This is a genomic window from Pedobacter heparinus DSM 2366 (genome assembly GCF_000023825.1).
Lineage (GTDB): Bacteria > Bacteroidota > Bacteroidia > Sphingobacteriales > Sphingobacteriaceae > Pedobacter > Pedobacter heparinus.
The window spans coordinates 815,979-842,571 of the sequence record NC_013061.1; the positions used below are offsets into that span (position 1 = coordinate 815,979).

Genomic DNA, 26,593 nt, shown 5'->3' on the forward strand with positions numbered 1-26,593 from the left:
GCACATTAAGCAGAATTTTATTCCTGTGCCGATATGTAATTTTATTTTAATTAACCAAATGTAAACCATTCCTTATACCTGAGTGCTCCTGCATTGGTATAAAGAATATGATTTTATTGCCTATGCACGCTTTTTCTATCTAAAGATAATGAAGGCTTTCCGGATATTATCTGGAACAGCTGATTGCCTGAATAACCAACAGGTACTTTGAACAATAAATCCTAAACTAAACCAAACCAAAATTATGACGTTGTGCTTTGAAAGCCTTAATGTAATTAAAAAAGGCAATGACGCTTTATCGATCAAAGCGTTGTTGATTAAATTGACCAACCATGATCATCATTCTTTTCATGAACTTTACAACAGGTTTAGTGTGCAGCTCTATGCAAATATCTTAAGAATGGTAAGGGATCAGGATCTGGCACAGGAGATTTTGCAGGATGTGTTTGTAAAAGTATGGGAAAAACGCGAACTTATTGACCCAGAAAAGCCTTTTAATGCTTATTTGTTCCGGATTGCCAAAAATACGGTTTACGATCATTTCCGAAAAATAGCGATGGAAAAGAAGCTGGAAACACATATGCTTAGCAATGGCACCGAAACCTACAGCCATATCGAAGAAGAACTTATTTATAAAGAAAGCAGTCAGCTATTTTTAAATGCTATTGATAAGCTTTCACCACAGCGAAAACAGGTATTTACTTTATGTAAACTGGAGGGTAAGAGCTATCATGAGGTGAGTAACCTGCTGAGCATCTCTACTTCAACAGTGAGCGACCATCTGTTGAAGTCAAACAAATTTATCCGGGCCCAGTTGCTGATCTCAGATCCGGTAGTTTTTGTGCTGATAGGGTATGTGTTAATATCATGAATTTTTAGGCGCATTCAGGTCTGGAAAAAAAAAGAAAAAAAATAACATTCAGAGCAGGGACTTTGTCGCGCCCAACCGTATTATCTGTAAATGGCATATATACCAAATGGATAAACAGCGGGAAGAGCTCACATTATTATTTAAACGTTACCTGGCAAATGAATGTTCTGAAGAAGAAGAACAGGTATTTCTGGAACTGTTAAGGTCTGGGGAACATGAAGTGTTTTTCAAGGATTTGATCGATAGCGAGCTAAAACAGCAGCCTGATCCACAGTTTAAGGATTTGCCCCAGGTTAAAGAAGATTTAGCGCAAACGAAGCGGCAGATTCTTCTGCAGATCAATGCCGGGAAAATTCATCAACATCCTGCTAAAAAGAGATTATGGTTTAAAATAGCGGCCGTATTCTTATTGTTTGCCGGGGCCATATTCTTTAAAGTACATTTTGACAAACAAAACCTGCAGGCAGACGTGGCACCTGGCGGAAATAAAGCCATTTTAACCCTCGCCGATGGATCGGAGATCATCTTAGATCAGGTAGGTAAAGGTAACCTGGCTCGACAGGCCGGTGTTCAGGTTGTTAAAACTACAAATGGGCAGCTGGTATATACCGTCAAGGAAATTTACGATTCGGGTAAGGGTATCGCGGGCAATTTAACCAATACCATTTCAACACCAAGAGGTGGACAATATCAGGTAAATCTACCCGACGGTACCCGGGTTTGGCTCAATGCCGCGTCCTCACTCAGATTCCCTTTAAGTTTTGCTAAACTGAATGAGCGGAAGGTCGAGTTGAAAGGAGAAGCTTATTTTGAAGTAGAAAAGGATGCTACAAAGCCCTTTATAGTTCGGTCAGACCGGCAAACCGTACAGGTATTGGGTACTCATTTTAACATCAATTCTTACGAAGATGAGCCAGATACCAAAACTACCTTATTGGAAGGTGCTGTAAAAGTTACTGCATTAAGCGGAGCAAAGAGCGAACAGGCTTTCTTAAAACCCGGACAACAGTCGCGCATCAGCGCTGGTTCAAAACCTATAAATGTCATGCGGGTAGATCCTATGGCCGAGATCGCCTGGAAAAACGGGCAGTTCTTTTTTGAAAATGAATCTATTGAAAATATTATGAAGCAGATTTCGCGCTGGTATGATGTAGAGGTGATTTATGAGGATGATGTAGCAGGCAAAACTGTGTGGGGTTCAGTAACACGCTACGCCAATGTATCGAAGGTATTGTCCATACTGGAATTAACAGGGGAAATCCATTTTAAAGTTGAAGGAAGGAGGATCATTGTGCACAAATAATTTTACCTAAAAATAGTACAAATCCGTGACTCAGATTGCCCTCGGAGCCACGGATAATATCAGGCTTTTGCTAAAAATGTCTTTACAATTAACAATTATAACCAATAAACCCAATAACCAAATGTATGAATTTTTACGATCTATTTAGGTCTGCATCCAGTGTACGCAGAGCTAATCAAATATTGCGTATTATGAAGTTGATCATCATCATCATGACTACACTGTTAATGGAGGCAAGTGCCTCAGGCTTTGCCCAGAAGATAACTTTTTCTCAGAAGGGCAGCTCCATTAAAACAGTATTTAAAGAAATTACAAAACAAACCGGCTACCAGGTAATCTGCGATGGCGAACTGATTAAGGCCGCCCGGGCAGCTGATGTCAGCTTTACAGATGCCAGCTTACAAGAGGTATTTGACGAGTTTTTTCCAAAAAGGTCCATCAAATGGACCATCGCTGACAAAACACTCATTATCCGAAAAGACAGCAGTCAGACGGTAACTGAAGTACCTGTTGTGGTCAAAAAAACAGACCGGGTTTATCCTGTCATGACCATTGCCAAAGAGATCAGGGGTACGGTCAGAGATACCGTTGGCCCTTTACCAGGTGTTTCTATCTCTGTTAAAGGAAAAACGCAGATCGGAACCACAACCGACCTGAATGGTAAATATATCCTTGATGTACTTGATGAAAGTGCTGTGGTTGTGTTCAGTATGGTAGGCTATGTTTCACAGGAAATTCCGGTAAGAGGGAAGACCATTATTAATGTAACCTTGAAACCTACTGATAACCAGCTTGAGGAAACTGTTATTGTTGCTTTTGGTAAACAGAAAAAAGAATCTGTTATCGGTTCCATTACCACCATCAATCCTGGTGAATTGAAAGTGCCTTCAAGTAACCTTACCACAGCCCTTGCGGGGCGTTTGGCAGGGGTTATTGCTTATCAGAGAAGTGGTGAGCCCGGAGCTGACAATGCCGAGTTCTTTATCAGGGGCGCAACCACTTTCGGTTACAAAAAAGATCCCCTGATCCTGATTGACGGTATGGAATATTCTACCCAGGATCTGGCCCAGCTTACACTGGATGATATTGAAAGCTTTTCCATTTTGAAAGATGCTTCTGCAAATGCTTTATATGGTGCAAGGGGTGCCAATGGTATCATCCTCATCACTACCAAACAGGGTAAAGAAGGTAAGCCAAAAATTAATATCCGTTACGAGAATTCTATATCTTCGGCAACAAAGAATGTGGAACTGGCCGATCCGATTACCTATATGCGCCTGCACAATGAGGCCTATATTACACGCCAGCCCAATGTCCCTACCCCTTATTCAAGAAGCAAAATAGACAATACCATTGCCGGTACAAATCCGGTGGTATTTCCGGCTGTAGACTGGCAGGACCAGTTGTTAAGGAACAACACCATGAACCAGCGTGTCAATTTCAATCTGGGTGGTGGCGGTCAGGTCGCAACTTATTACGTTGCAGGTGCACTTAACCAGGACAATGGTATCCTGAAAGTAGACAACCGCAATAACTTTAACAATAACATTAACCTTAAAAAGTACAATATTCGTTCTAATGTGGGGCTGAATGTATCCAAATCTACCCATGTAGATATCCGTTTGAACGGTAACTTTGAAGATTACAACGGACCTCTGGACGGTGGTCAGGGAATATACCGTAAAATTATGCGTACAAGTCCGGTACAGTTCCTGCCTTATTATCCGGTTGTTCCGGGTACCGGCGGAACGGCCAAACACATTATGTTTGGAAACCTGGAGCAGGGGCAATACCTGAACCCTTATGCCGACATGGTAAAAGGGTATAAAGAGTCTGCAAGGTCTTTAATGCTGGCACAGATAGAATTGAAGCAGGACCTGTCCTTTATTACGCCAGGCCTGGCTGTTAATGCTATGGGTAACATTAACCGTGAGTCGTTCTTTGACCTCCGGCGTCAGTATGTTCCTTTCTGGTATACTGCCGGAAGCTATGATAAGCTAACGGATACCTATAAATTAACCCCTTTAAATCCTGATTTTGGTACAGATTACCTGAATTTTGTACCAGGAGAAAAAAAGGTTTCTTCTGTTATCCATCTACAGTCGGCATTTACTTATAACAGTACCATTAAACAAAAACATGCTTTAGGGGGTACACTGGTCTTGCTGATGGATTCCAAACTGGATGGAAACTCAAACGATTTACAGGAATCGCTGGCCTCACGTAACCTGGGGGTTTCTGGAAGGGCAACCTATAGTTACGACAACCGCTACTTTGCTGAATTTAACTTTGGTTACAATGGTTCGGAACGTTTCTATAAAACCGAAAGGTTTGGTTTCTTCCCTTCTGCAGGTCTGGCCTGGCAAATCTCCAACGAGAAATTCTTTAAACCTTATACTGACGTGATCAGCAAGCTGAAGATCCGTGGAAATTACGGACTGGTAGGTAATGACGCCATAGGTGGCAAGGACGAACGCTTCTTCTACCTTTCTGAAGTAAACATGAACAATGGAGCTATGGGGGCCACTTTTGGATCAAATGGTGGTTATTCAAGGCCAGGTATTTCTGTTGGCCGTTACGAGAACAGGGACATTACCTGGGAAACTGCAGCCAATTCCACATTCGGACTGGAGCTGGGTTTATGGAACAAGCTTGACATCATTGCAGAATATTTTACAGAACATAGATACAATATCTTAATGTCAAGAAGCTCTATCCCTAAAACCATGGGATTGCAGGGGGCTACGCCTAAAGCAAACGTTGGTGAAGCCAATTCCAAATCCTATGAACTGCAGCTGGACTACAACAATAATATTGGAAAAAACCTGATTTTAGGAGTAAGGGGTAACTTTACTTATGCTAAAAATCATTACCAGGCTTATGAAGAGCCAGAGTATGAATATCCGTGGAGGTATAGAGTGGGTTATTCCACTTCACAAACCTGGGGCTATATTGCCGAACGTCTTTTTGTAGACGATGAGGAAGTAAGAAGCTCCCCTAAGCAGAATTTTGGAAATAACCCAACAATGGGCGGCGATATCAAATATCGCGATATCAACGGAGATGGCGTGATCAACATTAATGATCAGGTGCCGATAGGTTTTCCTACAAGGCCCGAAATTATATATGGATTTGGTTTTTCCGCATCTTATAAAGGCTTCGATTTTAATGCTTTCCTGCAAGGCTCGGCACGCTCTTCCTTCTGGATAGATCCTGAAGCTACTGCACCATTTGTAGAATACCGGTCCAGCAGTACAGATCTGGTGGGGTATAAGCTTCAAAACCAATTGCTTTCGGCTTATGCCAACGACCACTGGTCTGAGCAAAACCGTAACCTTTATGCCCTATGGCCACGTTTAAGTGCTTATCCTGTGCAAAACGGAACTGGTGGATCTTTATCTTCAAACAACACCCAGACAAGTACCTGGTTTATGCGTAACGGATCATTCCTCAGAATAAAACAGATCGAGTTTGGTTATTCGCTTCCTAAAAGACTGATACAAAGGGCTAAAATAGACCGATTAAGGATTTACGCAACCGGTAGTAACCTTTTTGCCTTTAGTAAATTCAAACTATGGGATGTGGAAATGGGTGGCGAAGGATTGGGCTATCCTGTACAAAAGGTGCTGAATTTTGGTCTACAGGTAGGATTTTAATAAGAAACGATCATGAAAAAAATTAATATCATATTGCTCATTACCCTTATAGGCACTTTCATGTCCTGCAAAAAATTTCTGGATGTTGTTCCGGATAACGTTGCTACGATAGACTATGCCTTTAACCTGCGCTCATCTGCAGAAAAATATTTATTTACCTGCTATTCTTATATGCCGGCCAATGGTCATTTCAATACCAATACTGGTTTTTCGGCTGCTGATGAGATCTGGTATCCAAATCCACCAATGGATGTGAGTACCAATTTTTACAGCATCGCGTTAGGTCTGCAAAATTCCGACAACCCTTTTGGTAACTATTGGAGTGGCAGTCGTGGAGGCAAACCTTTGTTCCGCGGTATACGGGACTGTAACATCTTTTTGGACAACATCAATAAGGTAGAAGAGATGAATACCTGGGAAAAGGAACGCTGGATTGCAGAGGTGAAATTTCTGAAAGCTTATTATCATTTCTATCTGTTAAGGATGTATGGCCCCATTCCGCTGATGAAGGAGAATTTGCCAATTGCCTCTTCTCCCGAACAGGTTCAGGTACGCAGGGCACCTTTAGATAGCTGTGTAAACTATATTGTCCAGCTATTGGATGAGTCATTTGACAATCCCAATCTGCCGGAAAGTGTTGCCTCAACAGAAGTTTCAGAGCTCGGAAGGATCACCAAACCTATTGTAAAAGCTTTAAAGGCTAAAGTACTGGTTACTGCAGCAAGCCCCCTGTTTAACGGAAATCCTGAATATGCAGGTTTCAGCGACAAGCAGGGTGTACCACTTTTTACACCTGCTTATGATGCAACCAAATGGCAACGCGCTGCCGATGCTTGTAAGGAGGCTATCGACTACTGTCATGCTCAGGGCTACAGGTTAAGCACTTTCCCGGGACTGGCTACTTATGTGATCAACGATACGATCAGGAAACAACTGGAAATCCGCACAGCCATTACCCAGCGTGAAGCTAACCCGGAAGTAATCTGGGCAAATACCAACAGCAGGGCCGATGTAAACATGCAACGCTGGTCTATGCCTATCATTGCAGGTGGTGCTACCAGTGGTAGTGGCCCTAAAGGTATTCTTGCCCCTACATTGAAAATGGCTGAAATGTTTTATACGGAGCACGGACTTCCGATTAACAGCGACAAAACCTGGGACTATGCCGGACGCTATGAACTTAAGGTTGCTGCAGATAAAGACCGGTTTTATGTGAAACTGGATTCCAATACTGTAAAACTACATTTTGACAGGGAACCCCGTTTTTATGCCAGTATCGGATTCGACCGTGGTATATGGTTTGGCAACTGGGTAAACAACAACGATATTACAAAAAACCTCAATTTTGTACAGGCCAGGGCTTCAGAAATTTCGGCACGCCAGGGTATCAGTAATTTTTCTATCACAGGTTACTGGATCAAAAAACTGGTAAATATCGAGACTTTTTGTGCTGCTGACGGAAACATTACCAGCAATACCGTTACCTACCCATGGCCGGAGCTGCGGTTATCGGATCTGTATTTATTGTATGCAGAAGCATTAAATGAAGTAAATGGCTACAGTCCTGCAACAACAGCATACCTGAACCTGGTAAGGGAACGGGCTGGCGTCCTATCTGTTGAAGAAGCCTGGGACAGGTTCTCTACACAGCCTGGGTACTACAACGATAAGACTAATTTAAGAAAGATCATCCATCAGGAGCGCAGCATTGAGCTGGCTTTTGAAGGCCAGCGTTTCTGGGACCTGCGCAGATGGAAAGAGGCACATAAAGATTTGAACCAGCCGGTAAAAGGTTGGGACATTACCCAAAAAAGTGCGAATTCATTTTACCGTTCGGTCTTGCTGTACAACCAATACTTCACCATGAAGGAATATTTATGGCCAATAGAGCTTGGAGAAATGCAGATCAACAAAAATCTGGTCCAAAATCCAGGCTGGTAAACAAATTATTGATCCTAAAAATTAAAAATATGAAACAGTTTAAAACGATACTTACCCTATTCATGCTGGTATCGGTGGTGATGTCTTCCTGTAAAGAAGAAACCCTTAAGCCGCTTTACGGTGAAAAAGGTGCACCCAAACCAGTTACAAATGCTTCGGTTGAAAACATTGCTGGGGGGGCTATAATTAGTTATACCCTTCCCGATGATGCAAATCTTTTATATGTAAAAGCAGAATATGAGCGCCAGGGTAAAATGGTGGTCTCGAAATCATCTTTTTACAAAAAATCAGTCCTTATTGAAGGCTTAGGTGATACCAATCCGCGCGAGGTTAAACTTTATGCAGTTGGAACCGGTGAAGAAGCATCCGCACCAATTAAAGTAACCATTAACCCCTTAGCCCCTCCAATCTTTGGCGTGATGCAGTCCCTGGCCATCAGAGAGTCCTTTGGTGGAATGAATGTGAAGTTCCTGAACCCGGCATCTACAGGCGAACGCCCCTACAATATTGTAATTGGTGTAGTGGTATGGGACGACAAGCTGAGCGAATGGAAAGATGTAGATGCCTATTATACAGGTTTGGCCTCAGGTGGTTTTTCAGTACGTGGCCTGGAAGCTAAACCCCGTAAGTTTGGTTTTTTCGTAAAAGATACCTGGGACAACCGAACAGATACTTTGCAGAAAGAAATGACGCCAATATATGAAGAGCAGTTAAAAGCAGCTGTAGATGTCAGGAAAAAATTTCCGATCCCGCAGATAAGACCGCTTCCTGTTGACGGTTCCCTGCTGGCAGAACCTGGTAACCTGAGTTCATGGCCGTTCACCAATTTATTCGACAATCAGATCGGTAACAATGGTTTTCATTCCAATGAGAAAAATCCCTTACCAGCCTGGTTCCCTATGGATTTGGGTAAAGTTACACGTTTAAGCCGCTATAAGATCTGGCAACGTATGCACGATGACAACTCGACTTATTTTTATAGCCATGGAAACCCCCACGAATGGGAAATATGGGGTACCAATACACCTGCCGATCAAAACAGCTGGGTAATGCTCGATCACCAGATCATGGTAAAACCTTCAGGATTGCCAGTCGGACAGGTATCCAATGATGATGTGGAGATTGCCCGTGCCGGTCATGAATATGAATTCCCGCTCGATGCGCCTGCGGTAAGGTATATCGCCTGGAAACACATTGATAACTGGGCATCCATACAGGGTACACTAGGTTTTCTGCATATGTCCGAGTTAAGAATATGGGGACAGATTCAACAATAAATACACTTAGATTAAAAAGATCATGTATATAAAATCAATTATCCGAAATTTCCTTTTTCTCCTGCTAGCGGGTGTGTGCTTTACCTCTTGTGAGAAAATGGACGCCACCTACAAGGATTTCCTGAATGGCGGCGAAATCGTTTACAATGGTAAGCCCGAGCTTTTACAGGTTTTTTCAGGTAACAAAAGGGTTAAATTAAAATGGTATATCGTATCAGACCCAAAAATAACCTCTGCAAAAATATACTGGAACAATCCGGCGCATATAGAAGGAGAACCTGTTATTCCGGGTCAAAGACCTGCAGGCCGCGACTCTGTTGTTCTGGCTATACAGCGGGGCAGTGGTACCGATTCAGTGCAAACATTTATTGACAGGCTGAAAGAAGGAATCTATACCTTTAGTGTTTTCATGTACGACGATAAAGGACATTCTTCAGTTAAATCTGAAGTTATTGGCGATGTATATGGCGATAATTATCAGGCATCCATTACCAACAGACCCCTTGATATGCCCCAGCTCAATATTTTAAATGGTAAGAGCGACTTATACATTCCATGGTACGGAGTAGCCCAGCAGGCAGTAAGGATAGACCTTATTTATACCAATACTGCAGGCCAGGTTAAAACTGTTCAGAAGAAAAAGATTCCCAATCCTGCCGATGCCCGCAGGGGGATGATCTGGCTGGACAGGGATACCCTTTTCAACTTTAAGGATGCGCCAGGCGCAAAAGTAAGATACAGAACTGCTTATTTGCCGGAAGAAACGGCTATCGATACTTTTTTTACAGCATATACAGATATAGGTTACAAGTATTATGTACCGCCAACCCCTCCGTCAAAAGATGAAAACCTTGCGTTAAAGAAAAAGGTAACCACCAGCAGTGGAACAGGGACTACGCTTACCGATGGAGATCGTACAAATGCAACTGTTTGGCAGCCAAGTAGTTCTGAGCGTGCTGATCTGAACGTCTGGTTCTATGTCGACCTGGGCTCTGCTGTTGATTTTAATACGGTACAGACTTATTTTATTAAAGATCCGGGTAAGATTACCTATTATGAGGTATTGTATACTGAAGCCGCAACTATAGCAACGGATACGAAATGGAAAAGAGCTTACATCAAGTTCGGTGCACCTGAAACAGAAGATATATTTGTTTCCACAAATGCAGATAATACAGCGCTTGTTAACCTGAAAGGCCGGTTTATAAAAATCAATATTGGTTTAAGAGATGAGGCCACAAATATTAACGTCTCTGAAATTGAAGTTTATAAGAAAGATAAACTATAATTAACAACCTCAGATTTTGAACGCACCGGAAATACCCGATGCATCATGCTTAATCATTAAGGCCTGTAGGATCACCATCCTATAGGTCTTAATGCTAAGCTTATGGTTTTCCCCACATCAGCCGGCCTTTTTGTATGGAAAATTCTAATCCTGATTAAAAATTATGAAACTAAAATATTTTTTTCCAGCCGTACTCCTGTTAATGTTTTTTTTCCTGGTGAGCTGTAAGAAAAAAAAGATTGACCCTATTGATGAGTCAGCCGCTGCAACAATAGGAAATGTTACAGCACTAAGCATTAACAGTGGAAAATCCCGTGTAAAATTAAGCTGGAAACAACCCGCTGCATCTGCTAATGTCAGCATCGCTAAATACCGCGTATTCTGGAACAATAATACCGATTCTCTTGAACTGCCGGCACCTGCCCCAACAGAAAATGTAACAACTATAATCAATAACCTGACCGAAGGAAATTATAGTTTTTTTGTATATGCCTACAATAACAAGGGTAATAAATCACAAGGCACATCTGTGAGCGGACAGGTTTATGGTGACAAGTATGAAGCGTCATTGGTAAACCGGCCTGTAGACCAGGTAGCTCATACTGCGACAAATGGTGCAGCAATCATCAGCTGGAAAAATGCAGCAGCAGGAGCTGTTCATACAGAAGTTACCTTCACTGACAGTCAGGGCGCCAACCATAAAGTAAATGTTTTACCAACAACAGCCAGTACTACACTAACAGCGTATAAAACTGGCAGCGCTTTCTCATTCAGAACAGCATACCTGCCACAAACATCTGCTATTGATACATTTCATACTGCTTACAGCACTATGGTCGTAAATCTTGCAGGGCAGGTTGAAGAAGATAAATATGCCTCAATGATTAACCTGGAGGCAGATGGCCCTGGTGATACTTACGGACTTATAAACCGGATATTAGGTGGTACAGCTTATGAAGTGCCTGATTGTGGACACCCGGTTCCACACATTACAGAAGAATTTGAGAATGGGCTAAATAAAAATGTATTTGCTTTTTTTGCCCATGTAGCCCTTGATGACGACCGTTGTGGTGCTACTGACAGGCAAAGAACAGAAATTAAAACATATGGGTCTTCTCCATCAGCCGGAAAGGCATTTAACGGTGATGAAATGATCTTTAAATGGAAGTTTAAACTGGATGCAGCTTTTCAGTCCTCATCTGGTTTTACACATATACATCAAATCAAGGCCGGGGATGGTACCAATGAAGATTCTCCGTTAATTACCATTACACCACGTTATGGCAGTCCGGATAAACTGGAAATCATTCATACCGGCAATACTGATGCTACTACGCTTGGCAAGGTTAAAATAGTTGACCTTGCACCATTCAAAGGGAATTGGATTGAAGCTACAGAAAAAATAAAATTTGGTACACATGGTACTTATGAGCTGGTATTGAAGAAAGTAAGTGATGGATCGGTATTGTTATCGTATGCTATAAGCGATATGGATCTGTGGCGTACAGCGGCTACATTTTGCCGTCCGAAATGGGGTATATACCGCAGTTTAAGTAATGCGGTTCGGTTGAGGGATGAAAAAGTCCTTTTTGCGGATTTTGCAATTGGAAAAAAGTAAAAAGAAATTGTTGATGTTGAAAAATCAAAGGGGTTAGAAGAATGAATTGTGTTAAATCAGGTATGAAAAAATTAATCGGGTTGTTATGGGTATCCCCCTGGTATAAATGTTTTGCAGGTATACCCATATTTTTACTTTGTGCATTAAGTGCAACAAATTTATGGGCGCAAACAAATTCAACATTTATTTTAACACCGGCAGCCAAACCGGAACCCCGTATCAACGGCCCCAGAGTATTTGGTGTCCGGCCCAATCATCCCATCTTGTTTACCATTCCGGCATCAGGCAACAGGCCCATGCAGTTCTCTGCTAAACCCCTGCCCAAAGGTGTAAAGGTAGATGCTAAAACCGGGCGCATTTCAGGATCAGTTGCCAAACCGGGTACTTATACCCTCAACATCGAAGCTTCCAATTCTCTGGGTAAAGCCAGCCGGGAATTCAAAATAATAGTAGGAGAAGAAGTGGCGCTTACGCCGCCAATGGGCTGGAACCATTACAACATCTATGGCACCAGGATTACCCAGGAACAAGTATTGACGCAGGCAAAAGCCATGGCCAGTACCGGTCTGATCAATTATGGATGGTCGTATATGAACATTGATGATGGCTGGCAGGGCAAACGTGGTGGTAAACATCATGCCATTCTTCCGGATAGCAGCCGGTTTCCGGATATGCAGCAACTGGTGGATGAGGTTCATGGTCTTGGCCTTAAAATTGGCACCTATTCTACCCCCTGGGTAGAGTCTTACGGTCACCGTACAGGTGGTTCGGCCATGAATGCCGAAGGAACATTTGAACGCACTAAAGAGAACATCCCCAGAAATAAAAAGCAGCTGCCTTATGCAATCGGGACCTATCATTTCTGGGATAATGATGCCAGACAATTTGCAGAATGGGGCTTTGATTACCTGAAGTACGACTGGAACCCTATAGAGTTAAACGAAACAAAGGCCATGTATGATGCACTCAGGAACAGTGGCCGCGACCTGGTTTACAGTTTATCCAACAGTACCCCCTTTGAAACCATTGCTGATCTGTCACAGGTATCAAATGCATGGCGTACGGGTGGCGACATTAAAGACAACTGGAAAAGTTTAAAAAGCAGGATTTTTACACAGGACAAATGGGCAAAGTTTGCCCGGCCGGGTCACTGGAACGATCCGGATATGATGATATTGGGGGTGGTAGGCTGGAACTCGGCAGAAAAATGGCCCTCCAAACTAAGTTCCGATGAGCAATATACTCACATGACGGCCTGGTGCCTGATGTCGGTACCCCTGTTGCTGGGGAACGACATTTCAAAACTGGACAACTTTACCTTAAGCCTGCTCACAAACGATGAAGTGAATGCTGTAAACCAGGATCCATTGGGTAAACAGGCCATTGTAATTGCCAAAGAAGGGGATATTGGCGTAATGGCAAAAGATATGGAAGACGGGAGCAAGGCTGCAGGTCTGTTTAACCTGGCTGACGATGGAAGTCAGCAGCTAACCCTAAAATGGTCTGATCTGGGTATCAAAGGTAAATATAAGCTGCGCGACCTGTGGCGCCAACAAGATCTTGGAATTTTTGAAAATGAATTTAAAACTGAAGTAGCACAACATGGAGTGGTTATGCTACGCTTGTTTCCTGTTAAATAATTATGATGAAAAAATTGTTGCTAATCGCATTTATGGCAGTAGCTGTTATTGGATGCAAAAAAGATAATTCCCAGGTGGTAAAAATGAACAACAACCTGATGGGCAAATGGTCTGTGTTGTCAAACAAGATCATTTACTATGATCAGTCTGGCCAGAAAGAATATGAAGAGGTACTGGAAAGTACCAGTATAGCAGAGCAGCTCAGTTTTATGAAAGAGCTGAAAGCCAGAGTGGTTACCCGTAGTGCTGAGGTTTTGGATACCAGGTATAACCTTGTGGAAGAGAACAATGTCATCTATATTGAACTATATGATGCAGCAATTTTTGATGCCCATATCTGGAAGATAGCTGCTGCAACCGCTACTGAGATGACCTGGACTGCGGGTTTCACAAACATCAAATATGAAGACAAGGATACGGGTGAAATTATAGAAGCACCAAAAGCTACACTTACATTAGAATTTAACAAACAATGATCAATCAGGAATCATCAGACCAGCTTTCGCGCCGCGCCTGGCTGGGCAAAGTTTCTGTTCCGGCCTTAGCACTTGGGGGAGCAGCGATGATCAGTGCCACAATGCCGCAGGAAATACCTAAACAGGATATTTATAACATCAGGGACTACGGAGCAAAAGGGGATGGGGAAAGCCTGGATACTGTTGCCATACAAGCTGCAATTGATGCCTGTAATGCGGCAGGGGGTGGCACGGTGTTCATTCCCACAGGTGTATTCTTATCCGGAACCCTGCAGCTTAAATCCAATGTAACCTTTCATTTATCAGCCGGGGGTAAATTACTTGGAAGTCCGAAAAGAGCCCATTATACCGCAGGCAAAGGTGTGCCGGCAGGAAATGGCAACATCGTTTTTCTGTATGCAGTAAATGCAGAAAGGTTAAGCATTGAGGGTAAAGGTACCATAGACGGGAACGGACTGGCATTCTATAACGGAAAAGGCGACAATACCGGGCCCGGACAAAAAGGCATTGATGGCAATTTCGACCGTCCGCATCTCCTCATTTTTTATCAATGTACCGAACTCCGTTTACACGATGCCTTTTTACAGGCCAGCGCCTACCACTGTATCCGTTTACTGCAATGTAAACAGGTATATATAGATGGTGTAAGAATTTATAACCGTGTAAATAAAAATAACGATGGTTTTCATTTTAGCAGTTGCCAGTACGTACACATTACCAATTGCGATGTACAATGCCAGGATGATGCCTGCGCTTTGTTTGGCAGTAATAAATTTGTAACCATTACCAATTGCAGTTTTAGTACCCGCTGGTCTATATTTCGTTTTGGCGGTGGCGAATCGCAGAATATTGCAGTATCCAATTGCCTTATTTACGATACTTATGGCTGCCCGATAAAGATCAGTGCAGGGAGGGCCAGTATAGAAAATTTTAGCTTCTCCAATATCATCATGAAAAATGTAACCGGGCCCATCGGGATTGGCTTTAGTGGTACACCCGGCAACATTCAAGGAGGCAGCAATCAGGTTGCCGGCAAGCCCTTTATCCGCAACATTTCGTTTAATGGTATAAGGGCCTCTGTAGTGGCGGCACCTGTCCCTCATCCCGATATCCATTTTGAACTCAACTTTAAAGAAGGAGAAAGAAACTCCTGCATTACCCTGAATGCTATGGACGATCATTACCTCGAAAACATCAGTTTTACGGATGTGCATGTAACCTATGCCGGGGGTGGTACACTAGCTCAGGCCGGTAAACACGATGTTCCGAAAATTGCTGCCGAATATTTTGGTGTCTGGGATACGGCGCCGGGAGGTCCCCCCGCCTATGGCTTGTATGCCAGAAATGTAAAGGGTTTAACCCTGCAAAATGTACGGTTCGAATTTGAGCATAATGACAGTCGGCCCGCTATTGTTTTTGACAATGTACAGGATGCAGCTATCAATGGCTTAAGTCTACAGGGCAGTACTACTGCGCCATCCCTGTTAAGAATAGTGAATTCAAAAGACCTGCTGTTTACCGCCACCAGGGTGTTAAGCCCTTGTAAGGTGCTGCTCAGTTTAGAAGGAAAATCCAATGAAGCCATAACCATTGACGGGGGCGAATTCATAAAGGCAATTACAAAAGTAGTTTACAGTGGAGGTGCGAATGAAAAATCTCTGAAATTAAGAACCTGAAATATGAAAAGAATAATGCTCCTGGTATTGTTTATGCCGCTTATGGGCCTAAGCCAGATCAAAACGGTCCCGGCACCTGTAAAAAAGAACCCCATTAAAAAACAGCTCATGGATTCGGTACTTTTCAAAGGCGTAAACAAGCTCCTGATAGAAAATGATAAGTCCGTTAACCAAAACTTATTCCTCCTGCAAACAGCATTGGTAAATAGAGGTTATCAGGTAAGCATTAACCGGAAGTTGTTTAGGATTTCAACAAAAGATTCTATTATAGAAGGCGGCAGGGCGGCTTATGTTTTCAATGGACAGATCAATGCCAATAGCATTGAATTAAGTGGGAAATACAATTTAAAGGCCGTAACTTCCATATTGGGAGAAAGCGATCATATTTTTAAATACGACATTGAATATTCGGGTGCAGAAAAGGCACTATCCAAAAAATTATTCGCACTTTTAATGGAAATAGCCAATGACATACATGGTAAAAAGATTTATATAGATGAAACAAGGAAAAAACGCGGTACGATTTTTTAATTTACTTGTTTTATTTATAATCCTGTTTTCCAATAACGCTGTTAAGGCACAAAAACAACCCGTTTATAGCATCTCCCAGGCCAAACAGTTCAAGACGCTGATGGATACGGTAAGGAAAGATATGCCGGTAGAGAAACTATACCTGCACCTGGACAAGTTCAATTACCTTGCGGGCGATACACTTTGGCTTAAGGCCTATTTACTGGAAGGACCTTTTTTAATGCCATCCAGCAAAAGTGGACTGTTTTATGTTGAACTGGTAAATGCTGAAAATAAAGTATTGAAACGGATGAAATTTCCGGCTAAATATGGGATGGGTTGGGGTAACATCAGCCTGGATGAAAGGGACTTGCCAACAGGCAATTACCTGCTGCGCGCCTACACCAACTGGATGCTTAATTTTGGTGAGGCCGCTGCTTATACCGCAAACATTTATATCAGTAATGCAACGTTACCGGGCAATGCTGCAGTTTTAAAAAAGGCTGTTAAAAACCTCAATACACCTCTTATTCCAAACACCGGAACTACTTTAGGCATAAATAGTTCTCCGGAAAAAGCAGATATGGAACTGACCATTACTGCTGAAGGGGAAGCTAAAAATTTATCAGGTTATTACCTTGTTGGCCAGTCCAGAGGTGTAGTTTGCTATGCCATTCCGGTTAACTTAAAAGACGGAAAGATTGTAAACGCTGTTCCAAAGAGCCTGTTCCCTACCGGTATTGCAAGGTTTACCCTTATTGATAAAAATCTGAAAGCACTGAATGAAAGGATGATCTATATTGATCAGCACGACCAGCTGAAGGTCAACGTCAATACGGTGCAGGCCGTTTACAAAAGCAGGGACAGTATTGCGCTGCGGATAAAGGTTACAGATAAGAACAATGAGCCTGTACAGGGAAGTTTCTCCCTGTCGGTAACCGATGACAGCCAGGTTGCTCAGGGCCCTACTAAAAACGGGGACCTGAATACCTATATGCTGCTTTCCTCAGAACTGCGCAATCAGCCTAAAAGTGCAGATGCATACAGCAACGGTACTGTTGCTGCCCAACAGGCATTGGATAGTCTGGCACTTACCGCTGGTTGGTTGGGCTATAACTGGAACGAGCTGTCAAACTATAAAATACCTAAATATAGCGCCGAACCGGAATTTATGATTACAGGAAAAGTAAGCTCAACTTTTTCAGGATTGGCGGGGGCAAAAGTTAGTTTATTTGTAAAAAAACCTCTACTGTTTATGGATACCGTTGCCGGCCCAGATGGAAGGTTCATTTTCAAAAACCTGCCCATTGCAGATACGGCAGTTTATAAAATACAGGCCACTAATAAAAAAGGTAAAAACTTCTTTGTGAACCTGGAAGTAGATGAATGGAAACCGCCCGTGTTCAGCCCTTTACTTGTAAATTATTCAACCGAGGCCCAGGTAAAAGACCCCGCTCTTGAGCAGAAGGTAGAAAAAGCCCTTGCGCTAAAACAACAGCAGGATAAATCTACCGGAAAGCTATTGAATGAAGTGAACATTGAAGCAAAAAAGATAGTCAAGGGTTCACATAATTTGAATGGATCAGGCGAGGCCGATCAGGTTTTAACGGAAAGCGACCTGTTAAAAGAGGGTAAAAGGCCATTATACGAGTTGCTAATGGCACGTATACCCGGTTTGGTTATGGGCAGCTATTTATATCCCCCATCTAAAATAAGAAAGTTTGGCTTGAAGCTTAAAAATCAGCTGGTTAAAATTATCATAGATGGTATAGACCTGGACCAGAGCTACGAGTACTGGCAGCTGATGGCAGATGCCGATGATTCCGCAGAAGGTTTGCAGGAGCGATATACGCACATCAAAACGAACCTTGACAATTTTACAGCCGAAGATGTGAAAGGAATAGAGGTAATGTACAATGCTTCTTATAATGTAAAATACAACAATAAGTTTTTAAGTACGGCCGAAACCTCATTTAGCGGAAAAGGTGGGCTAACCGGAGTTGGTGGTGCTTCGGGCATAGATTATACCTATATAGAAATCACCACCCGAAATGGCAGAGGGCCTTTCATGAAACAAACACCCGGAACTTACCTGTATAAACCGCTCGCTTTTTCACTGCCAAAAAAATTCTATAGCCCAAAATACCTTAACAAGGATAGTAGTGTAACCGATATCCGTTCTACTATTTATTGGGAACCCAATATCATTACCGATGAAAAAGGGGAAGCCACTGTATCATTTTATGCCGCAGGGCAACCGTCCAGTTATACCATTGTTGTGGAAGGGAGCGATATGAACGGACAGCTGGGCTCGGCACGCATGCCTGCCCTTATAAAAATAGCGCCTTAAATACTATTTGCAGTTTGTTTTTGTAAACACCATTGCAGGGCTGAACTTTAAGGCCGAGCGGTTTTTAAAAACCATTTTTCCACTTTTTTCCATCACCTCACCCGTACCTTCATAAATGTTGCCATCGTCTTTTTTAACAAATACAACTTCCCTCACAGATCTCATTCCTTCAGAGTCAAAAGTGTACTCGGCAATAATGGTATCACCTTTCATTTCGCCTGCAATTTTACCCTTATTGCTGTCTTTTTCAAATAGTTTATAGTCCAGCTCACCTGTCAGTTCTTCGCCTTCTATATTCAGTTTAAGCGAGGCGGTGTCCCGGTTTTTTATATAGACATAGCAGTCGCTACTGCTCTTTTTGGGGTGTGCAGCAGTAAAAGTCGTATCTACGGCAATTACTTTGGACGAACTGTCTACACGCTCTTTACCTGCATTGTCACTGTTACAGGCTGCCGCAATCATTATAAAGCAGGCCAGTATTAAAATGGAAGGTCTCATATCTTATCTGTTAGGTTTACCAATTAAAACAAGCCTGTCGTTCAATTGTTTTTGGCTAGCCTATCTTTGCGGCTTCCCAGCCAATCATGGCTGTTTTCCTGGTATTGCCCCAATGGTATTCACCCAGTTCACCTGTCGACCTGATCACCCTGTGGCAGGGAATTAAAAAGGCCACGGGATTGTTGCCCACTGCTGTTCCAACGGCCCTGCTGGCCTTGGCGCTGTCAATACTCCCTGCAATGGCGCCGTAGGTGGTCAGCTTCCCCATGGGTATTTTAATAAGCGTTTCCCATACCTTAAGCTGGAAGGGCGTTCCCTTTAAATGCAGCCTGATCTCCGAAAGCCGTTGCCAGTCCTGCGTAAATATATACAGTGCATTTTGCTGTATCCTATCCAGCACCTGCCGGTATCGCGCATTGGGAAAGCTCTTTTTCAGTTCTTCAACAGCCAGGGTTTCATCGTCTGCGAATGCCATATAACAGATACCTTTTGCTGTTGAAGCAACCAGGACTGAACCAAAAGGACTTTCAGCAAAACTATAATTGATCTGCAGCTGTGCTCCGCCATTTTTAAATTCTCCAGGGGTCATGCCCTCAATATTGATAAAAAGATCGTGCAGGCGACTGGTGCCAGATAAGCCTGTCTCATAAGCAGCATCAAATAAAGTGGCTTGCTTATCTTTTAAAATCCTTTTTGCATATTCCACACTTAAATACTGGAGAAACTTTTTAGGGGTTACCCCGGCCCATTCCTTAAACATCCTTTGAAAATGAAAAGGGCTCAAATGTACCTGTTCAGCAATGGCTTCCAGTGAAGGCTGTGCTTTAAAATTAACCTTTAAATACTCAATCGCTGCTGCAATTCTGTTGTAATCAATTGTATTCAAACTTTCCATGATCAGAATTTTTAAACAAAATTACCATCATAAAGAAAGGGATAAAACCCGAAACTTGCTAAAATGTGCCAAGCGCTTAAGGATTATAAGGCTATTTCCTTTTCCAAAGCCTCGGCAAGCTCAGTTTCATTGTGTAGTGCCCTTACCAGTTTACCGGCTTTATCAATTAAAAAATGAGTAGGGTAGCCTGTAACGTTTAATTTTTTGCTCATATAGTTTTCCTGGTCAGGAATGGTGGCATAATCAAACCGCGTCTTGGCTAAAAACTGCTGTAACTCTTTTTTACCATCTATTGCCAGGCTGATAAACAAGATGTCTTTCCTGTCCTTGTATTTTTTTACCAGATCATTTAATGCGGGCATTTCCTGTACACAGGGCAGGCAGCTGATAAACCAGCATTTAAACAAAACGATTTTTCCCTTGGTATTTTCCGATGTATAAGTATTCCCATCTATAGCGGTAAAATTAAAGGAAGGAATGTTTTTGCCCTGCATTTTGTAATAGGTCAGTTCCTGCTTTGAAAACTGCTTCATATAAGCCGGGATCATGGTGTCTGCTGTGGCCGGAATTTCCTGGAGCTTATAACCCAGTTCTGCAGATTTGGTGTAAACTCTTAAAGGAAAGTACAGGCCGCTGTTTAAGTTTTTTAAGAAAATTTCTTTAGTAATTAATGTGCCCTTGACGTCGTACGCTTCAAAATCCTGATTGAGCTTTACATTACCGGAATAATAGTTCCAAAAAGTCATAAAATCAGTCAGCAGCTCGCGGGCTGGGGCAACAGGCTTACCTGCTTTTGAAGGGTCGGTAACAGAGGGGCTTGTGCTGGTTTTACTTTCCCCGGGTATTGGAGGCGATTTTTTAGCATCCTGGTTACAGGATAAAGTTGAAACTGTAAGTAAGAGCAGGAAAGCGTAAAAGGGTTTCATATACAGGATATTAGGTTTACCTAATTTAGTATAAAGTATGTATATATCCTGATCCGGTTAAATATTATCCAAAAAAAGAAGCGGGAATGATCATACCGATACATTCCCGCTTAATCTAAATTAACGCTCTCAGATATATAGACGCTATATCAGACAGATTATTGTGCAGCCCTGAATTTTTTTTGCAATCTGCTTATTCATCAGACAAATAAGCACTATTTATAAAATTCGTATCTTCGTGTGGGGGAATAATAATGTATGCTTGAGTATCACAAACTCAATGATAACGAACTGACCGACCTGGTCAGAAAAAGTGATGAACTGGCATTTGCCGAAATTTACCAGCGTTACTGGACCATCATGTACATGCATGCCCTTAAAATGCTGAAAAATGAAGAAGATGCCAGAGATGTGATACAGGAATTATTTACAACACTATGGAGCAAATGCCAAAGCCTCACTTCCAGCATTAACCTTTCAGGCTACCTTTATACCATTGTCAGAAATAAAGTGCTGGACCTGATTGAACAAAAAAAAACAAGAAGTATCCACCTGGAATCTTTGGCACTTTATCTGGAAGAACACCACAATAAAACACTGGAAGACCTTACAGAAAGAGAAATGATGCAGGCACTTGACCATGAGATCGGTCAGTTGCCCGGTAAAATGAGGGTGATCTTTCAGATGCGTGTAAAAGAACATAAAACTTATAAAGAAATTGCTGAAGCGCTTGAAATATCAGATAAAACGGTGAAAAAGCAGGTCAGCAATGCCATTAAGCTCATTAAACCTAAATTAAGCGGCTTTACAGGCTGGCCCCTGCTGCTCTATTTTTTAAGCAGGTAAAATTTATTTTATTTTTTCTACTACTTCCGTTCTCGTCATCCGTTTATATAATAAACACCACAACAATAAGGGAATATGGAGCAGGATGTACAACAACTACTCAGTAAATACAAAGCAGGAACCGCCACGGCACAGGAAATTGCCCTGGTTAATCGCTGGTATGCCACTGAAGCAGCCCGCTTGAACATGCCGGAGGGCCCTCCAGAACCCTTGCTGGAAGAACAGCTGATCTGGGACCGCATCAAAGCGGCTATCCCGCTAAATTCCGAATTACCTGTAAAGGAGGCAAAGCCGAAAAAATTGAATGATCTTAAATGGCTTGCCATCGCTGCGTCCTTGTTGATATTGCTTTCTGCAGGCTTCTACCTCTACAAAAATACCTATAACCATGAGGCTGAAATGGCCAGGTTAAGAGCACACGATATTAAACCTGGTGGGAATAAAGCAACGCTTACCCTGGCCGATGGAACTCAGCTTGCTTTGGATGATCAGGCCGATGGAGAGATTGCGAAACAAGCGGGTACCAGTATCAGTAAAACTACTAATGGTCAACTTATTTATACGGTTAAAGACAACCCTACCGGGGAAGTGACCAACAATACCATCAGTACACCGAGGGGCGGGCAATACCAGGTCAACCTTCCTGATGGTACTAAGGTATGGCTAAATGCCCAGTCGTCTTTAACCTTTCCAACTGCTTTTACCGGTAACCGGAGATTGGTCAATCTTAAAGGAGAGGGATACTTTGAAGTAGCTAAGTTAAAAAAAATGCCTTTTATAGTGGTAGCTAATAAGCAGACCGTATTTGTTTATGGTACACATTTTAATGTAAACAGTTATGTTGATGAGGAACGTACAAAAACAACGCTATTGGAAGGCAGTGTGGATGTATTAAGTACAGAGCGTGAACAAGCTCCGAAAGCCATATTTAAAATCGCAACGCTCAAACCTGGCCAACAAGCAGAATTCAGCAACGGACACCTCAAAGTTCAGCAGGCGGATGTTGAAGAGGCCATTGCCTGGAAAAATGGTAAATTCAAATTCAGCAACGAAAACATAGAAAGCCTGATGCGTAAAGTAGCACGCTGGTATGATGTAGATATTGAATACAAGGGCAAGATATCTAAAGAAGGTTTCGGCGGACAGGTTTCCCGCTCCCGCAATGTTTCTGAAATTTTAGAGGTTTTACAATTAACCCGATTGGTCCACTTTGAAATAGAAGGAAGGAGGATTATCGTTTCATCAGAATAAATACCTGGTAATCCTGAAAAAAGGGCCAGATTCCGACGGCCATCGGAACCCGGCCAATGTCTGGTTTATCATTTACTATTGCGTCTAAACAATTTATCAACTCAAACCAAAACGTATCAAATGTACAAAATTTACTTACTGATTTTATGCAGGCTTAACGTTTGCATGCCTAAACTTTTAAGGGTTATGAGATTAGCGATCCTACTGCTTATTGCTGCTGTTTTCCAGGTCCAGGCAGGTACCTATGCACAAAGAGTAACCTTAAATGAAAAAAACAGCAGTCTTACCGAGGTATTGGAAAAACTGGGTGCACAGAGCGGTTACGACTTTGTGTACGGACATGCTCTGCTAAAAACTGCAAAACCGATTACCGTTGAACTTAAAAATGCGCAGTTTGGCGAAGCCCTGAAAAAAGTATTTGAAGGGCAGGATTTTACCTATACCGTCCGGAACAGGACCGTAGTGGTGTACCAAAAGGAAAATTCTCTTTTTAACCGTATCAGCGATTATTTTAAGGCCATTAGCATCAACGGCAAGGTAACCGACGAAAAAGGCGGTGCCCTGCCCGGCGTAACTGTACAGTTAAAGGGTACATCTACGATTGCCTATACCAATGCTGCTGGTAACTACGCCATTACTGTGCCCGATGAAAATGCCGAACTGGTATTTACCTCTATTGGTTTTACTACACAGGAAATTAAGGTGGGCAATAAAACTACTATTAACCTAACACTTAAAGAAAGCACCAGCCAGCTGGAAGAGACCGTGATTGTTGCCTATGGCAGCCAAAAGAAAAAAGATCTTACAGGATCTGTTTCTACCATTTCCGGCGAATCCCTGCATGATCTTCCCTCTACCATTAATCTCGAACAGGCTTTACAGGGCCGGGCTGCAGGGGTGCAGGTGATCCAGGAAACGGGTCAGCCAGGTGCAGCTACAAAAGTAAGGATCAGGGGTTCTTCTTCGTTACTGGGCTCTAATCAACCCCTCTATATCGTTGACGGTGTTCCTGTAGTAGCTGAAGGAAACATTCCCGCTAATGGAAATGTGATCAATAATGACCTGATCACGCAGGGATTAAGCAGTCCGCTTAATAACCTCAGTCCGAATGATATTGAAACCATAAGTATTCTTAAGGATGCTTCTGCTACAGCTATTTATGGTTCGAGGGCAGCAAACGGAGTGGTCATCATTACTACCAAAAAAGGTAGTGAAACAAAAGGCCCGGTATATTCTTTTAATACCTCTATAAGCTATCAGAAAGCACAAACGCTGGATGTACTGAATGCCGACCAGTTCAGGGAACTATGGACAGAGGCTGCCAACAATTCTACTTCTACTGCATTGGTAGTACAGCAAATGCGAAACGGTACTTACTTTAAAGATGCAAATACCGACTGGGAAAAGGAACTGAGTCCCATTAACCCGCTCTCCAGAATTATAAACTTTTCCGCTTCCGGGGGAAATGAAAAAATGCGGTATTATGCCAGTATTGGTACAACCGCACAGGATGGAACCTTTAGAAATTCAAACTTCGACAGAAAAAACCTATTGGTCAACCTTGATTTTCAGGCAAGCTCTTCACTCAAATTTGGCACATCTATCAATCTCTCCAACTCTGGTCAAACTTCGCCAGATGCTAGTTTATTTGCCAGAATGTATACCTACAGACCAGATATGCCGGTTTATAATCCTGATGGGACGTTTACATTTTCTGATGGTGGCGTTTCTGAAAACCCGGTTGCACTGTCAAAATCGAGTAACATCAATAAGACCAATCTGTTGATCGGATCGGCTTTTGGAGAACTGAACTTTGCCAGACATTTTGTACTGAAGTCTACGCTTTCTATCAATTACAATACGGGAAATTTAAAAAGCTTCTACCCAAGTCAGACTGTTAAGGGAGGCTGGGCAAAGGCCACAGGCGATGGCACAGGTTTTGGACAGCAAAACAGTAGCCAGGCTCTTTCACACCTGTGGGAAAATATATTAACCTATAACCAGAGCTTTGGTAAACATGTGCTGGAAGGTATTGCCGGTGCTTCATGGCAAGGAAATGAAAACGAATATATGTCGGCTTCGGGTATGGGTTTTCCACAGGACGATATCCTGAACAACCTGTCTAGTGCCACCAGCAACTTCCTTATTTACTCCGGAAAAACACAAAGTGGCCTTGTATCCTTTTTTGGCCGTGTAAACTACAGCTATGCCGATAAATACCTTTTGTCCGTTTCGGCACGAACCGATGGTTCTTCCAAATTCGCAGTTGAAAACAAATGGGCATTTTTCCCTACAGTATCGGCAGCATGGCGACTTTCAGAAGAGAATTTCCTTAAAGATGTTAGTTTTTTGGATGAGCTGAAGATCAGAGGAAGTATAGGGCTTACCGGGCAGCAAAACTTTGGTGTATACCAATGGAGGGCTTTATTTGCTGCCGATCAGTATGGTGATAATCCGGCAGTAATACAAACCCAGCTGGGCAACAACCGCCTTAAATGGGAATTGACTACGCAAACTGATATTGGCCTGGATTTTTCTTTGTTTAAGGGACGTTTAAACGGTGCATTGGATTATTATGTAAAAAATACCAAAGATTTGCTATTTACCGCTTTGTTGCCGGGTAATGCAGGTTTTGCCAACGCTATCAGCAACCTGGGCAGGTCACAGAATAAAGGCTTTGAACTTGCCCTGGATGGTGACATCATCCGAAGTAAAGATTTTACCTGGAACCTGGCTATTAATGTGGCAACAAATAAAAACAAACTGGTTTCCTTAAACAGCGATTTCCTGAACCCAGCCAATGGCAACATCACCCCCCCCTCAGGTGGTGGAGTATTAAGGGTTGGAGAATCTTTAGGTCTGATGTACGGACGCGTGGCAGAAGGGATCATTCAGAACAAAGCGCAACTGGATGCATTAAATGCACTGGCGCCTGATGGTATTTACCAGGTGGCTGGGACAGCACCCGGTGATCTATGGTACAGGGACCTGAATGGAGATGGAAAAGCAACTACATTGGACCAGACGGTTATAGGTAACGCTTTGCCGGACTTTTCAGGTGGTTTTACCAATAGTTTCAAATATAAAAATTTCAGGGTAAATGCCTTATTTACCTATTCTGTGGGGAATGACCTGAACTGGACGGCCCAGGCTGCAGCCATTACTTTTCAATCCCAGGCTTCCAGTGAAAACAAACTGGCCATTGCCATGAACAGGTGGACGCCGGAGAAACCCACCAGTCAGCCACGTGCAGTATATGGCGATCCCAATTCCAATTATTTTGGTTCAAGTTACTTTGTATATGATGCCTCCTTCCTCAGATTAAAAAACCTTACAATCGCCTATGCTTTGCCCGCCAGACTGTTACAAAAAACCAGGTTTATTAAAAACATAGAAATTAATGCTTCAGGTACCAACCTGCTTACGTTTACCAGTTATCCGGGTGCCGATCCCGAAACAAGCAACGCTTCCGGAAACGACATCAATGTTGGTTTGGATGTTAGCAGGTATCCAATAGCAAAAGTTTATACACTTGGTATAAGAGCTGGTTTCTAAAAATTAAAACTCATCA

At 42.6% G+C, this 26,593-nt stretch carries 18 protein-coding genes; 15 read left to right on the plus strand and 3 right to left on the minus strand.

All coding sequences use genetic code 11. The annotated features are described in order from the left end of the window. The first annotated feature begins 244 nt into the window (after positions 1-244). The 12 genes from PHEP_RS03540 to PHEP_RS03595 all read left to right on the plus strand — a co-directional run bounded on the left by PHEP_RS03540 (position 245) and on the right by PHEP_RS03595 (position 18,606). Positions 245-871, plus strand: coding sequence for an RNA polymerase sigma factor (locus tag PHEP_RS03540; RefSeq protein WP_012780876.1), 627 nt, complete (start codon positions 245-247; stop codon positions 869-871). Between the two features lie 106 nt (positions 872-977). Further along, a complete protein-coding gene (locus PHEP_RS03545; protein WP_012780877.1) occupies positions 978-2,174 on the plus strand; it encodes a FecR family protein in 1,197 nt (398 codons plus the stop codon). Between the two features lie 191 nt (positions 2,175-2,365). After that, positions 2,366-5,830 (plus strand): SusC/RagA family TonB-linked outer membrane protein, encoded by a 3,465-nt coding sequence (locus tag PHEP_RS03550; protein ID WP_238326536.1) that lies wholly within the window; start codon positions 2,366-2,368, stop codon positions 5,828-5,830. A gap of 12 nt (positions 5,831-5,842) precedes the next feature. Beyond that, on the plus strand, positions 5,843-7,771 hold the full coding sequence (locus PHEP_RS03555; protein ID WP_012780879.1) for a RagB/SusD family nutrient uptake outer membrane protein: 1,929 nt from the start codon (positions 5,843-5,845) through the stop codon (positions 7,769-7,771). A 29-nt stretch (positions 7,772-7,800) separates the two neighbouring features. Then, the gene (locus tag PHEP_RS03560; protein ID WP_012780880.1) at positions 7,801-9,048 is read left to right on the plus strand and encodes a DUF4959 domain-containing protein; all 1,248 of its coding nucleotides are present in this window, start codon (positions 7,801-7,803) and stop codon (positions 9,046-9,048) included. A gap of 97 nt (positions 9,049-9,145) precedes the next feature. Further along, positions 9,146-10,336, plus strand: a complete 1,191-nt coding sequence (locus tag PHEP_RS03565) for a DUF4998 domain-containing protein (RefSeq protein ID WP_238326537.1) — start codon at positions 9,146-9,148, stop codon at positions 10,334-10,336. 163 nt (positions 10,337-10,499) lie between these two features. Beyond that, complete coding sequence (locus PHEP_RS21420) at positions 10,500-11,954, plus strand: DUF4998 domain-containing protein (protein WP_012780882.1); 1,455 nt, start codon at positions 10,500-10,502, stop codon at positions 11,952-11,954. A gap of 62 nt (positions 11,955-12,016) precedes the next feature. After that, on the plus strand, positions 12,017-13,594 hold the full coding sequence (locus PHEP_RS03575) for a putative Ig domain-containing protein (protein ID WP_143715685.1): 1,578 nt from the start codon (positions 12,017-12,019) through the stop codon (positions 13,592-13,594). Between the two features lie 2 nt (positions 13,595-13,596). Continuing rightward, positions 13,597-14,070, plus strand: coding sequence for a hypothetical protein (locus PHEP_RS03580; protein WP_012780884.1), 474 nt, complete (start codon positions 13,597-13,599; stop codon positions 14,068-14,070). Beyond that, on the plus strand, positions 14,067-15,746 hold the full coding sequence (locus tag PHEP_RS03585; RefSeq protein WP_012780885.1) for a glycoside hydrolase family 28 protein: 1,680 nt from the start codon (positions 14,067-14,069) through the stop codon (positions 15,744-15,746). The genes PHEP_RS03580 and PHEP_RS03585 overlap by 4 nt, the downstream gene beginning before the upstream one ends. Before the next feature lie 3 nt (positions 15,747-15,749). Then, complete coding sequence (locus PHEP_RS03590; protein WP_012780886.1) at positions 15,750-16,277, plus strand: hypothetical protein; 528 nt, start codon at positions 15,750-15,752, stop codon at positions 16,275-16,277. Next, the gene (locus PHEP_RS03595; RefSeq protein ID WP_012780887.1) at positions 16,243-18,606 is read left to right on the plus strand and encodes a carboxypeptidase-like regulatory domain-containing protein; all 2,364 of its coding nucleotides are present in this window, start codon (positions 16,243-16,245) and stop codon (positions 18,604-18,606) included. Before PHEP_RS03590 ends, PHEP_RS03595 begins: the two co-directional genes overlap by 35 nt. Positions 18,607-18,609: 3 nt before the next feature. Here PHEP_RS03595 and PHEP_RS03600 read toward each other — a convergent pair whose 3' ends face one another. The 3 genes from PHEP_RS03600 to PHEP_RS03610 all read right to left on the minus strand — a co-directional run bounded on the left by PHEP_RS03600 (position 18,610) and on the right by PHEP_RS03610 (position 20,925). Then, entirely contained in the window at positions 18,610-19,104 is a 495-nt protein-coding gene (locus PHEP_RS03600) for a hypothetical protein (RefSeq protein ID WP_036675142.1), read from the minus strand. 55 nt (positions 19,105-19,159) lie between these two features. Further along, complete coding sequence (locus PHEP_RS03605) at positions 19,160-19,999, minus strand: bifunctional helix-turn-helix domain-containing protein/methylated-DNA--[protein]-cysteine S-methyltransferase (RefSeq protein ID WP_012780889.1); 840 nt, start codon at positions 19,997-19,999, stop codon at positions 19,160-19,162. 83 nt (positions 20,000-20,082) lie between these two features. Continuing rightward, a complete protein-coding gene (locus PHEP_RS03610) occupies positions 20,083-20,925 on the minus strand; it encodes a TlpA family protein disulfide reductase (RefSeq protein WP_012780890.1) in 843 nt (280 codons plus the stop codon). Positions 20,926-21,183: 258 nt separating this feature from the next. On the opposite strand from PHEP_RS03610, the gene PHEP_RS03615 reads away from it, so the two are divergent. The 3 genes from PHEP_RS03615 to PHEP_RS03625 all read left to right on the plus strand — a co-directional run bounded on the left by PHEP_RS03615 (position 21,184) and on the right by PHEP_RS03625 (position 26,577). Then, entirely contained in the window at positions 21,184-21,771 is a 588-nt protein-coding gene (locus PHEP_RS03615; protein ID WP_012780891.1) for an RNA polymerase sigma factor, read from the plus strand. Between the two features lie 75 nt (positions 21,772-21,846). Continuing rightward, on the plus strand, positions 21,847-23,022 hold the full coding sequence (locus PHEP_RS03620; RefSeq protein ID WP_012780892.1) for a FecR family protein: 1,176 nt from the start codon (positions 21,847-21,849) through the stop codon (positions 23,020-23,022). Between the two features lie 186 nt (positions 23,023-23,208). Then, positions 23,209-26,577, plus strand: a complete 3,369-nt coding sequence (locus tag PHEP_RS03625; protein ID WP_051145290.1) for a TonB-dependent receptor — start codon at positions 23,209-23,211, stop codon at positions 26,575-26,577. Positions 26,578-26,593 lie beyond the last annotated feature (16 nt).